This is a genomic window from Actinomadura sp. BRA 177 (genome assembly GCF_013372625.1).
Classification (GTDB): Bacteria; Actinomycetota; Actinomycetes; order Streptosporangiales; family Streptosporangiaceae; genus Spirillospora.
The window spans coordinates 20,206-32,251 of the sequence record NZ_JABXFD010000315.1; the positions used below are offsets into that span (position 1 = coordinate 20,206).

13 protein-coding genes are annotated in these 12,046 nt (G+C 70.2%); 5 read left to right on the forward strand and 8 right to left on the reverse strand.

The genetic code is table 11. The features are described 5' to 3' along the window. Nucleotides 1-61: 61 nt before the first annotated feature. The gene (locus HUX53_RS15900) at nt 62-673 is read right to left on the reverse strand and encodes a TetR/AcrR family transcriptional regulator (protein ID WP_255205297.1); all 612 of its coding nucleotides are present in this window, start codon (nt 671-673) and stop codon (nt 62-64) included. A 221-nt stretch (nt 674-894) separates the two neighbouring features. Here HUX53_RS15900 and HUX53_RS15905 point away from each other — a divergent pair, with 221 nt between their 5' ends. Next, complete coding sequence (locus tag HUX53_RS15905; protein WP_176403976.1) at nt 895-2,058, forward strand: cytochrome P450; 1,164 nt, start codon at nt 895-897, stop codon at nt 2,056-2,058. 16 nt (nt 2,059-2,074) lie between these two features. Here the strand turns inward: HUX53_RS15905 and HUX53_RS15910 are convergent, their stop codons facing one another. Continuing rightward, the gene (locus HUX53_RS15910) at nt 2,075-2,782 is read right to left on the reverse strand and encodes a response regulator transcription factor (RefSeq protein ID WP_176403977.1); all 708 of its coding nucleotides are present in this window, start codon (nt 2,780-2,782) and stop codon (nt 2,075-2,077) included. Beyond that, entirely contained in the window at nt 2,779-3,909 is a 1,131-nt protein-coding gene (locus tag HUX53_RS15915) for a sensor histidine kinase (protein WP_176403978.1), read from the reverse strand. The genes HUX53_RS15910 and HUX53_RS15915 overlap by 4 nt, the downstream gene beginning before the upstream one ends. A 263-nt stretch (nt 3,910-4,172) precedes the next feature. Between HUX53_RS15915 and HUX53_RS15920 the strand changes: the two genes are divergently transcribed. Beyond that, nucleotides 4,173-6,299 carry an MMPL family transporter gene (locus HUX53_RS15920; RefSeq protein ID WP_255205298.1) on the forward strand — a complete coding sequence of 709 codons (2,127 nt, stop codon included), beginning with the start codon at nt 4,173-4,175 and terminating at the stop codon, nt 6,297-6,299. Nucleotides 6,300-6,354: 55 nt separating this feature from the next. Here the strand turns inward: HUX53_RS15920 and HUX53_RS15925 are convergent, their stop codons facing one another. Next, on the reverse strand, nt 6,355-6,828 hold the full coding sequence (locus HUX53_RS15925; protein WP_176403980.1) for a carboxymuconolactone decarboxylase family protein: 474 nt from the start codon (nt 6,826-6,828) through the stop codon (nt 6,355-6,357). A 169-nt stretch (nt 6,829-6,997) separates the two neighbouring features. Between HUX53_RS15925 and HUX53_RS15930 the strand changes: the two genes are divergently transcribed. Then, entirely contained in the window at nt 6,998-7,930 is a 933-nt protein-coding gene (locus tag HUX53_RS15930) for an NAD(P)-dependent oxidoreductase (protein WP_176403981.1), read from the forward strand. Between the two features lies 1 nt (nt 7,931). Here the strand turns inward: HUX53_RS15930 and HUX53_RS15935 are convergent, their stop codons facing one another. Then, nucleotides 7,932-8,309, reverse strand: coding sequence for a helix-turn-helix domain-containing protein (locus HUX53_RS15935; RefSeq protein WP_309237252.1), 378 nt, complete (start codon nt 8,307-8,309; stop codon nt 7,932-7,934). A gap of 118 nt (nt 8,310-8,427) precedes the next feature. Between HUX53_RS15935 and HUX53_RS15940 the strand changes: the two genes are divergently transcribed. Further along, nucleotides 8,428-9,267, forward strand: coding sequence for an SDR family oxidoreductase (locus HUX53_RS15940; RefSeq protein ID WP_176403983.1), 840 nt, complete (start codon nt 8,428-8,430; stop codon nt 9,265-9,267). Nucleotides 9,268-9,355: 88 nt separating this feature from the next. On the opposite strand, the gene HUX53_RS15945 is transcribed toward HUX53_RS15940, so the two are convergent. Further along, entirely contained in the window at nt 9,356-9,616 is a 261-nt protein-coding gene (locus HUX53_RS15945) for a hypothetical protein (RefSeq protein ID WP_176403984.1), read from the reverse strand. A gap of 14 nt (nt 9,617-9,630) precedes the next feature. Beyond that, nucleotides 9,631-11,115 carry an NAD(P)/FAD-dependent oxidoreductase gene (locus HUX53_RS15950; protein ID WP_309237253.1) on the reverse strand — a complete coding sequence of 495 codons (1,485 nt, stop codon included), beginning with the start codon at nt 11,113-11,115 and terminating at the stop codon, nt 9,631-9,633. A gap of 107 nt (nt 11,116-11,222) precedes the next feature. On the opposite strand from HUX53_RS15950, the gene HUX53_RS15955 reads away from it, so the two are divergent. Continuing rightward, entirely contained in the window at nt 11,223-11,717 is a 495-nt protein-coding gene (locus HUX53_RS15955) for a TetR/AcrR family transcriptional regulator (RefSeq protein WP_176403985.1), read from the forward strand. Nucleotides 11,718-11,861: 144 nt separating this feature from the next. On the opposite strand, the gene HUX53_RS40045 is transcribed toward HUX53_RS15955, so the two are convergent. After that, nucleotides 11,862-12,046 (reverse strand): hypothetical protein (locus HUX53_RS40045; RefSeq protein ID WP_217919483.1); only part of this gene is annotated, 185 nt, incomplete at its 5' end.

Sequence of the window (12,046 nt, forward strand, 5' to 3'; positions counted from 1 at the left end):
ACGCTAGGAGCCCCGGTGGTCCTGCCTCCAGGTCCAATCAGGGCCGCGGGAAGTGGACCAATCAGGGGGACGCGGCGGCGGCGAGCGCCCCCGCCAGCACCAGCCGGCCGGACGTCCGGACCATCGTGGCGACGTCCTCGACCGGCTGCCGCAGCGACGCGAGGCTGATCAGCGCGGCGAGCAGGATGTGCCCGAGGACGAGTTCGACGTCCTCCCGCTCGGGCACCGGGTCGCCGATCGCCCTGGAGAGCCGGTCCCGCAGGTACTGGAACAGCAGCGTGCGGGCGTCGTCCACGCTGGAGTCGTCCGAGGTCACCGCCTGGATGATCGCGGACGTCAGGGTGGGCTCCTGCGCCGCCACGTACACGATCCGCTCCAGCAGCGCGGTGAGCCGCTCCAGCTGCGTGTCGCCGACCGCGAGCGCGTCGATGTCGTCGGTGACATGGTGCGCCCAGGCCGCCGCCACCTCGGTGAGCAGGTGGTCCTTGGTGGCGAAGTAGCGGTAGACGGTCGCGCGGGCGACACCGGCCCGGTCCGCCACGTCGTGCATGGTGACGGCCGGATAGCCGCCCTCCAGCGCGAGCTCTCTCGCCGAGTCGATCAGCCGCTCCCGCCGGGCCTGCTGGTCCTTGCTCAGCGTCCGCGTCACGGTGAACCGCGCATCGCTGCTCAAAACGCCTCCTCGCTGTGGCCGCTCCCATTCTTCCGCACATTGACCGCGAACGCGTGCACCGAGGTCTTCCTTCCCCTTTACGGCGCGGGCCCGCCCGGTCACCATGGACCTAGCACTTGCTTGGGTGAGACGTTAGTCTGGATTTGTGTCTCCCCATTGGCCAGGCGCCTGCCGCACTCCCCACGAGCCCTTGTCCGACGCGTTGTTCCGAGGAGTGAGCCATGGACATCGACCTGCTCGACGGCGAGATGTACGCCACCGATCCCTGGTCCGTCTACGCGCGGCTCCGCGCCGAGGCACCCGTCTACCACGACGCGGAGAACGGCCTGTGGGGCGTCGCGCGACACGCCGACGTGTTCGCCATCGAGCGCAACCCCCGCGTCTGGACGAACTCGGGCGGGTACCGGCCGCAGCTGCCGGCCGACCCGTCCATGATCGGGCAGGACGACCCGGAGCACGCGCACCGGCGCCGCATGGTCTACCAGCGCTTCACGCCCCGGGGCGTCTCCCGCTACGCCGAGAAGATCCGCGCCACGGCCGTCGACTGCATCACCACGGCTCTGGAGGCCGGCACCGTCGACGCCGTTCCCGCGTTGGCCGCTCCCCTGCCCGCGCGCGTCATCGGCTGGCTCCTCGGCTTCCCGGAGGACGCGTGGCCGCAGCTCGTCCACTGGTCGGCGACGGCCGTCTACGCGGGCGGAGGCCAGCGCTACATCACCGACGACGCGACGATCGCCGCCGGCGAGTACGCGCTCGCCGTCCTGGAAATGGCCAAGGATCGTCGCGCCTGCCCGACCGACGACCTTCTCTCCATCTGGTCGAACGCAGGCCCTGACCAGCCCGCCTATGACGACGACCACCTCGCCCACGAAGCGCTGCTCCTGCTGGTCGGCGGCGCCGAAACGACGCGCACGGTCATCGCCACCGCACTGGACGCGCTGATCCGGCACCCGGGCGAATGGCGGAAACTGCGGGACGATCCGTCCCTCATCCCGGACGCCGTCGAGGAGTTCGTGCGCTGGACGACGCCGATCCTCAACATGTGCCGGGTCGCCGCGACGGACGCCGAGATCGCGGGCGTGAAGATCCCGGCGGGCGCGCAGATCCTGCTCATGTACGGCTCCGCCAACCGCGACGAATCCGTCTTCGCCGACCCGGACGTCTTCGACGTGACCCGCCGCCCCGGCGACCACATCGCCTTCGGCCTCGGCCCCCATTTCTGCCTGGGCGCCTCCCTGGCCCGCATGGAACTCCAGATCTTCTTCGAGGAGTTCATCGCCCGCGTGGCGACCGCCGAATGGGCCGACGACGAAGGCCCCCGCATCCTCCGCAACGCCTTCGTCCGAGGCGTCACCGAGTTCCCGATGGTGCTCACTCCACGCTGAATGGACGAGTCAGCGATCACTCGACTCCCGAGTGGGCTCCCGGGCCCGCCGGGCCCAGGTCACTGGTTCCGGGGGGGGTGATCAGGCCGGATTCGTAGGCGAGGACGACGAGCTGGGCGCGGTCGCGGGCCTGGAGTTTCATCATGGCCCGGTTGATGTGGGTCTTCGCGGTCACCGGGCTGATCACCATGCGGTCGGCGATCTGGTCGTTGGACAGGCCGTGCGCGGCCAGGGCGACGGCTTCGCGCTCGCGGTTGGTGAGCTCCTTCAGCGCCGTGCCCGCGCCTGGGTTGAGCGGCTGCGCGACGTACCGGCTGATCAGCATCCTGGTGATGGACGGCGCGAGCAGCGCGTCTCCCCGGGCGGCGACGCGGACGGAGTGCAGCAGGTCGTCCGGCTCGATGTCCTTGACCAGGAACCCGGCGGCGCCCGCGCGCAGCGCGTTGAAGACGTACTCGTGGAAGCCGTAGTTGGTCAGGATGACGACGCGCACCCCGGCCAGGGCGGGATCCGCGGCGATGCGCCGGGTCGTCTCGATGCCGTCCATGACCGGCATCTGGATGTCGAGAAGGGCGATATCGGGCAGATGTTCCCTGGTCAGCGCGAGGGCCTCCGCGCCGTCGGCGGCCTCGGCGACGACCTCGATGTCGTCCTCGGCGTCGAGCAGCGCCCGGAAGCCGCCGCGCAGGAGCGGCTGGTCGTCCACCAGCAGGACGCGGATCACGACGGCCGGCCCACGGGGAACTCGGCCTGGACGCTGAAGCCGCCCTCGCTGCGCGGTTCCGCGCGCAGCGAGCCGCCGAGGGCGGTGACGCGCTCGCGCATGCCGAGCAGCCCGACGCCGGGCACGGGCGCGGTGCCGGACACGGCCTTGCCGTCGTCGTCGACCCGTACGGCGAGGGTGCCCGGCCGGTAGTCGATCCGGATCGACGCCGTCTCGGCGGCGGCGTGGCGGGCGGTGTTGGTGAGCGCCTCCTGGACGATCCGGTAGGCGGTCCGGTCCACGGCGGTCGGCACGTCGTGGCGCTGGCCCGCGATCGTCAGCGTCGTGTTCAGGCCCGTCCCACGGGCGCGTTCCACCAGGTCCGGGACGTGATCGAGCCCGTGCGGCGGGGCCGGGGCGTCGTCGCGCAGCGTGTCCAGGGTCGCGCGCAGCTCCCGGTTGGCCTCGCGGGCGGCGTCCCGGATCGCCAGCAGCGCGTCCGGTACGTGCTCGCCGCGCTTGCGGGCCAGGTGGACGGCGACTCCCGACTGCACCTTGATGATCGAGATCTGGTGGGTGAGCGAATCGTGCAGTTCGCGCGCGATGTGCAGCCGTTCCTGGGTCGCGCGCAGCCGGGCGGTCTCCTCGCGGGTGCGCTCGGCCTCGTCCGCCCGCCGCTCGGCCTGCCGCAGCGCCTCCCCCGCGGCACCGGCGGCGATCAGCCAGGCCAGTTCGAGGACGCCGCGGGCCTGGGTGAACGCGTCGCCGACGGACCCGTCCACCGGTGACGCCATGACCGCGAACGGCAACGCGACCAGCAGCGCCACGCTCACCGCGACGGTGATGACCCGGTGCCCGGACCGCACGGCGGCGTACACGGCGAACAGGTACGCGACGGCGGGTACGTCGAAACCGATCGCCTGGTACCCCACCGCGCACAGCCCCGTGACCGCCAGGACGGGAATCGGGGCGCGGCGTCCGGCGGCCAGCGCCAGGCCGCTCGCCACCACCAGCGCGTAGCCGAGCCAGGCGAGATCGGTGCCGGGGTGGTCCTCGGCCAGTGCGGTGACGAGCAGCACCGCCGCCACGCAGACCGCGATCACCCGGTCCCGGCTCCTGGCCCAGAGACCGGGCAGTCCTGTGCTCATACGCCGCACTGTAGCCAGGTGTTTCCGGATACGGCTCCTTCCCGCAGATGAACCGCCGGCTACTGCGGACGCAGTACTTTCCCGGCGCCTGCCGTTCTTGCGGTAACAGTCTGCGCCATCAGCGGTAGCGCGAAATTGCCTGCGCCTGGCGGACGACCGGCCCCGCGTCCGGCAGACAGGATCGGGCCACATTCCGTCATCGAATCCAATGGCAAGGACTCAAGGAAATGACGAAAACCGAGACTTCCCGGGCGGACGGAGTTATGGCGCGTCTGGCCCGGTTCTGTTACCGGCGCCGCCGCCTCGTCCTCCTGGCCTGGATCGCGGGCGTGCTCGCGGTGGCGGTCGCCGGCTTCGGGTACGGCGCCCCGTCCGACAACGATTTCTCCGGCGGAGACTCCGGTTCCGCCAAAGCGCAGGCGTTGATCGAGAAGCACTTCCCCGAACGGCAGGGGGACACGCTCACCCTCGCGATCAAGGCGGAAAAGGGAATCGACGACCCCGCCGTCCGGCAGAAGGTCGAGAAGACCATCGCCGCTCTCGCCGACTCGCCCGTCACCGGGCCGGTGGTCTCGCCGTACCAGGACGAGAACCTGGTGACGAAGGATCGCCGTATCGCCCGGACGACCGTCCCGCTGAGCGACGGGGATGTGGAGAAGTCCGACGTCAAGCCCTTGGTGGACGCGGTCAAGGACGCCTCCGACGGCAGCGTCACGCTCGGGCTGGGCGGATACATGGCGGAGAAGGCCGAGACGCCCCCGCAGGGCCCGGCCGAAGGCGTGGGCCTTCTGGCGGCGGCCGTGATCCTGTTCATCGCCTTCGGGTCGCTGGTGGCGATGGGCCTGCCGATCGTGACCGCGCTCCTGGCGATCGCGGGCGGCCTCGCGCTGACGAAGCTGGTCGGGCACCTGGCCCCCGCACCGGATTTCACGCTGATCTTCGGCGCGATGATCGGGCTCGGGGGCGGCATCGACTACGCGCTGTTCATCGTGACGCGCTACAAGGACAACCTCGGGGACGGCGATGGGCCCGAGAGCGCCACGATCGGGGCCGTCAGCACCGCCGGCCGCGCGGTCCTGTTCGCCGGGACGACCGTCGTGATCGCGTTGCTGGGCCTGCTCGTCATGGGGCAGCGGCTGATGACCGGGGTCGCCGTCGCCACGTCGCTCACGGTGCTGATCACGATGATCGCCGCGGTGACGCTGCTGCCCGCGTTCCTCGGCTTCACCGGCCACAGGATCAACTCGCTGCGGCTGCCTCGTCGGGCGTCCCGCCGGAACCGGCCCGCCGACGCCTCGGCTCAGGCACGCCGTACTCCCGCAGAACGCTGGGCCGGCGTGGTGCAGCGCAGGCCGCTGGTCGCCGCCGCGCTGGCCGGTGCGAGCCTGCTGCTCCTGGCCGCCCCGATGCTGTCGATGCGGCTGAGCCAGCCCGACGCCAGCGTCCAGCCCCACGACAGGAGCAGCTACGTCTCGCATGAGATCCTCGCCGAGGGCTTCGGTCCGGGTTACGGAGCGCCCCTGATCTTCGCCGCCGAGGACACCGATCTGCGTCCCGTCGTCGAAGCCGTCCGCGAGACCGAGGGCATCGCCTACGCCACGCCGGCGCAGGTCAGCGAGGACGGACGGGCCGCCACCTTCATGGCCTTCCCCACGACGGGATACCAGGACGAGGCGACCGCGGACCTGGTGCACGAACTCCGCGACGACGTGCTGCCCCGTGCGCCCGGTGGCGAGCACGTCCTCGTCGGCGGACCGAACGCCGGCACCATCGACGCCGCCGAGGCGATCGGCGCGCGCCTGCCGCTGATGATCGCGGCCGTCATTGCGATGTCCATGGTGCTGCTGATCGTGCTGGTCCGGTCGGTCGTGATCGCCCTGCAGGCCGCCGTCATGAACCTGCTGTCGATCGGCGCCGCCTACGGCGTGCTGGTCGCGATCGTGCAGTGGGGATGGCTCGGCCCGGCCCTCGGGTTCCCCGCCGCGATGCCGGTCACGACCTGGGTCCCGATGATCATGTTCCCGGTGCTGTTCGGGCTGTCGATGGACTACCAGGTGTTCCTGATCTCGCGGGTCCGCGAGGAGTACGAGCGGACCGGCGACACCCGCGCGGCCGTCGCCCGCGGGCTGGCGCGCACCGCCAGGGTCATCACCGCCGCGGCCGCCATCATGATCGCCGTCTTCACCACCTCCCTGCTCGGCCCCGATGTCGCGGTCAAGCAGGGCGGTCTCGGGATGGCCGTCGCCGTGCTCATCGACGCCACCATCGTCCGGATGATCCTCGTCCCGGCGGTGATGGAACTGTGCGGCAAGGCGAACTGGTGGCTCCCCGGCCGTCCGTCCCCGACGGCGGCCCCGCCCGTACGAACAGGCCAGAAGGCCGGCGTCTGAACGGCCGAAGTGCGGGGAGCCACGGGTTCCCCGCACTTCCGCGTCACCGGCCGGGTCAGCCGAACATGCCGGGCTGGTAGTCGCCGGCGGGCTGCTGGGTGATGACGTTCCCGCGGTTGAAGGCGTTGATGATCGCGATCACGGCGACCAGCGCGGCGAGCTGCTCGTCGTCGTAGTGCTTGGCGGCGTTCGCCCACACCTCGTCCGGGACGCCGCCGGCCGCGTCCGCGAGGCGGGTGCCCTGCTCCGCCAGCTCCAGGGCGGCGCGCTCGGCCTCGGTGAACACCGTCGCCTCCCGCCAGGCCGCCACCAGGTTGAGGCGGGTCGCGGTCTCCCCGGCGTGCGCGGCCTCCTTGGTGTGCATGTCGACGCAGAAGCCGCAGCCGTTGATCTGGCTGGCGCGGAGCCGCACCAGCTCCTGCGTCGCGAGCGGCAGCGTCGAATCCGGGATCGCATGGCCGGCCGCGACGAGGTGCTTCATCACCTTGGCCATCACCGGGCTCTCGAAGAGGTTCAGACGCGCTTCCATGGTGCTCTCCTCGTCCTTGTTGACGGTTACACCACTCATGACGGGACGGCGCTCCGGTCTGTGACACCCCCGGAATGTGACCTGCACCATGCCGCCGCCCATGTCACAGACCGCCGCTCCGTTTCGTCCCTGCCTGTAGAGGCACGCACTGACAAGGAGGGCGATCGTCATGCGAGTGTTCGTGGCAGGTGGGAGCGGTGTTCTGGGCCGCCGGTTGGTGCCGCAACTGCTGGGGCGCGGCCACCAGGTGACGGCCACGGCGACCAGCGCGGCAAAGCTGGCCATGCTGGAGGACATGGGCGCGGACGGCATCGTGATGGACGGGCTCGACGCGGCATCGGTCGACGAGGCCGTCATGGCCGCCCAGCCGGACGTGATCGTCCACCAGATGACCGCGATCTCCGTGGCGCACGCGGGCAAGGCCGACCTGAAGCACATGGACCGGTGGTTCGCCGGCACCAACCGGCTCCGCACCGAGGGGACGGACCACCTGCTGGCCGCCGCCGCGGCGCACGGCGTCCCCCATTTCGTCGCGCAGAGCTACGGCGCCTGGAACGGGATCCGGCGGGACGGCTGGGTGAAGACCGAGCAGGACCCGGTGGACGCGATGACGGGCACCCCTGCGGAACCGGGGATGAAGGCGGTGCGGCACCTGGAGGACGCAGTGGTCAAGGCGGGCGGCGCGGTCCTGCGCTACGGCTGGTTCTACGGGCCGGGCACCATGGACGACCTGGTCGAGCCCATTCGCAAGCGGCAGTTCCCGGTCGTCGGAGGCGGCGCCGGATACTGCTCTTGGGTGCACCTGGACGACGCGGCGTCCGCCACCGTCCTGGCCGTCGAGCACAAGGCGCGCGGCGTGTTCAACATCGTCGACGACGAACCGGCTCCGGCCGCCGAATGGCAGCCCTACCTGGCGGAATGCGCTGGAGCGAAGCGTCCGATGCGGGTTCCCGCCTGGCTGGCCCGGCCGCTCGCCGGAGACGTGGCGGTGATGATGATGACCGAGGGCCGCGGCTTCTCCAACGCCAAAGCGAAGCACGAACTCGGCTGGGAACCGCACCACCCATCGTGGCGCCAGGGCTTCAAGACAGAACTGGCGTAACTCACTGCCCGGGGCGGCCGGCGTCGTCGTAGTGGCGCCTGGCCTGCTCGACGTGCTCCAGGTTGCCGTCGGCCCACTCGGCGAGATGGGCGAAAAGGGGACCGAGGCTGCGGCCGAGGTCGCTGATCTCGTACTCGACGCGCGGCGGCACCTCGGGATGGTAGGTGCGGACGACGAGGCCGTCGCGCTCCAACTGGCGCAGGCGCTGGGTGAGCACCTTGGGAGTGATGCCCGTGATGCGCCGCTCCAGCTCGACGAACCGGTGCCGGCCGAACGTGTGGAGCGACCAGAGGATGGGCGTCGTCCACCGGCTGAACACGATGTCGACAACCGGGGAGACCGGGCAGGCCAGCCCGGGATCGGGCAGGGCATCAGTCACCGATCGACCCATGGTCACACCCCTCTGAGGTAGTCACTTTCTTCTAGGTACCTACTATACGGAGGCTGTTAGCGTCCCCGTCATCGCAAGGAACACGAGAGAACACGGGGAATTGATCATGTACGTGGTGACGGGTGCGACCGGAAATGTCGGACGTCCGCTGGTGCAGGCCCTGGCGGACGCCGGGGAGCGGGTGACGGCGGTGTCGAGGAGCAAGGCCCACCTGCCGGAGGGAACCGACCATATGCGGGCGGATCTGACCGAACCGGAGACCTTGCGGCCTGCTCTCGACGGCGCCGAGGCCCTGTTCCTGCACGACGGCGGCGCCGGCGGCCACGGGTTCGACCCGAGGGCCGTCCTGGACGTGGCCGAGGCCGCCGGTGTCCGGCGCGTGGTGCTGCTCTCCTCGCAGGGGGTGGTGACCAGGCCGGAGTCGCCCTCGCATGGCGGCGTCATGCGCGCGATCGAGGACGCGGTGCGGGAGTCGGGCCTGGCCTGGACGATCCTGCGTCCCGGCGGCTTCGCGTCCAACGCCTACGCCTGGGCCGAGTCGGTCCGCGCCGAGCGGACCGTCGCCGCGCCGTTCGGTGACGTCGCGATACCGGTGGTCGATCCGGCGGACATCGCGGAGGTCGCGGCCATGGCCCTCCGCAAGGACGAGCACGCGGGCCAGGTCTACGAGTTGACCGGGCCGGCGGCCGTAACGCCCCGCCGGCAGGCCGAGGCGATCGGCGCGGCCCTCGGCGAGCCGGTGCGTTTCCTGGAACTGACCCGCGCCGATGCACACGCACGGATGACCACGTTCATGCCGGAGCCGGTCGTGGAGACGACATTGGCGGTCCTGGGCGAGCCCAACGCCGCCGAACTACGCCTCAGCCCGGACGTCGAACGGGTACTCGGCCGCGCACCCCGCCCCTTCACCGAATGGGTCCGCCGCAACGTCGAAGCCTTCCGATAGGACTACTCGACTCGCCACCGCACGGCTTTCCTCGTCCGGCCCGGCCCGGCTTGAGCGGCGGACGCCGTTCAAGCCGAACCGGGACCGGTCAGGCGGAGCGGCGGTTAGAGGCGGCGCGGGCGCCCAGCCAGGCGGCGTAGACGGCGGTGCCGATGAGACCGGCCTTGCGGGTCTTGTCGACGGCCACGGCCACACCCAGCGCCAGCTCGGTCGCGCCATTCCGCTTGATCAACGCCTGGGTGTCCTGGGGGAACGCGAGCTGGGAGATCGGCTCGAACACTTTAGGCGCGGCGAAATGGGCGACGCCGGTAGCGGCGAGCACGATGCCGGCGGTGCGGAGAAGTGCCATGAGGGGTTTTCCTTTCACACGGTGAATTCGTAGTCGTCGAGGTCGAACGTCCGGCTGCGGCGCTGCACGTAGAACCCGGACTGCGGGCGCACGTAAGGGGCGTCGCCGTGCCGGTCGAAGTAATAGGAATTGGACCGGGCGCAGCTCGGTTGGGCGAGGATCGTGCCCTTCATGCGGTCGCGCATCCGGGCGGTGAAGTCGTCGTGCGGGGGGCGCCTGACCACCGTGCGGACCGCTCGGCGCCGGCGCGCCTCCGCGACGCAGCGCACGATGTGGGTGCTGCCCGCCTCGATGATCGAGAACCAGGACGCGCCGGTGACGGTGTACGGGCCGTTCATGAGCCAGAAATTGGGGGCAAGGGGCGAGGCGACACCCTCGTAGGTCTGATATCGATGCTCGTCCCAGTAAGCCCCCAACTCAACGCCGCCCAGGCCGACGACCGGGAACGCCGGCATCGCACCGATTTCCAGGGTCTTGAAGCCGGTAGCCAGCACCAGAGTGTCAATTTCCCGCTCACGCCCGTCCCGCGTCACAATGGCATGCTCGGTGATGCGTTCAATGCGGTCGGTGACCAGCTCGACATCGTCCCGCATGAACGTGGGAAAATAGCGGTTGGAGAACGACGGCCGCTTGCAGCCGAACCCGTACCGCGGCGTCAGGGCGCGCCTCAGCCGCCGGTCGGGCACCTGCCGACGCAGGTGGGCACGGCAGATCATCTCCGTCGCCCGCACCAGGAACGGCACCCGGCTGTAGTGGACGATGCCCAGCACCATGATCACCTCGGACGCGACCGTGGTGACCGCCCGGGCGAGCCACTGGACCGGCGGCACCGCCCGGAACAGCGCCCGCACCCCGCGCGGGATGGCGAAGTCGACCTTCGGGAACACCCAGATCGGCGTCCGCTGGTAGACGTCCAGGTGCGCCGCGACGGGCGCGATCTCGGGAATCACCTGCAGGCCGGACGCCCCGGTGCCGATCACCGCGACCCGCTCGCCGCGCAACTCGTGGCCGTGATCCCAGCGAGCGGTGTGGACGACCTTCCCGGCGAACGTCTCGATGCCGGGGATGTCAGGGTTCTTGGGCTGGTCCAACGGCCCAACAGCGGCGATGAGGAACCGAGCGACGACCTCGCCCCGGTCAGTATGGACCCGCCAGACGTCGGCGCCTTCATCGAAGACCGCCCGCTCGACCTTCGTTCCAAGCCGCAGATGCGACCGCAGCCGGTACTTGTCAGCACAGTGCTCGGCGTACGCGCGGACCTCGGCACCGGGCGCGAACGACCGCGTCCACGCCGGGTTGGGCTCGAACGAGTAGCAGTACGTGGTGGACGGGATGTCGACCGCGACCCCCGGATACGTGTTGTGCCGCCACACCCCGCCCACACCGTCCGCCGCGTCCAGAATGACGAAGTCGCGCACGCCCTTCTCGCGCAACCGAATCCCGACGCACAACCCGGAGAACCCGGCGCCGACAACGACCACCTCATGGTCGACCTTCACCCGGCACCCCCACCGCGCCAGCGCACCGCCCGGATCGAGATACCGACGGTATTTGGAAGTTGGACGAGATGTCAATACACCGCCGCCTCCGCCCCTACGATGGCGAAATGGCACGACTGACCAGGGCGGAGAGCCAGGCGCGCACCCGCGAACTGCTGCTCGCCACGGCGCGGCGCCTGTTCTTGCGTGACGGGTATCACGCCACCTCGCTGGAGAAGGTCGCCGAGGCCGCGTCCTTCTCCAAGGGCGCCGTCTACTCCAACTTCGGCACCAAGGACGAGCTGTGCCGAACGGTCATCGAGGCCATCCGCACGGAACAGGTCCAGGCCATCATGGACGCCTTCCTCGGCGAAGGCTCCGACGAAGACCGCCTGGCCGTCTTCGAGGCGTGGGCCGAGCACACGATCGGCGACCCCGGCTGGACTCTCCTGGAAGCCGAGTTCGCCATACACGCCACCCGCCGCGACCCCGCACTCCGCGCCGAGGTCGCCGCCAGCGCCCGCAACTGGTCCGAAGCCCTCCGCCTACTCCTGGAGGAAGAGGCCAGACGCCGAGACCGCCCCCTCCCCCTCCCCACCCCCGGCCTAGTACTACATAGCTAGATCTCGATCATCTGGAGGTGTAGGTGTCGCCTGAAGTGATGCCTGCGTGCTTCGGCTTGATGGCTGCGGCGGAGAACGGACCAGTAGAGTCCCAGTTCAACAGCGTGATCGTCTTTGTCGATCAGGTCGAACAGACGCCGGATCTCAGCGATGGACAGGCTGATCAGTCGCCGGACCGGCCGTTGAGGTGCCGGTCCGGCGACTGATGGTGATTGCTGCCGATCCGTCCGTTGTGTGCTGCCGGTCGCTGCCGGTTGTCCACAGGGGGCGGGCCCCCTTTTTGGCGGTATGGCGCAGCACGGCAAGAAAAGCCATGGCGAGCATCGCCA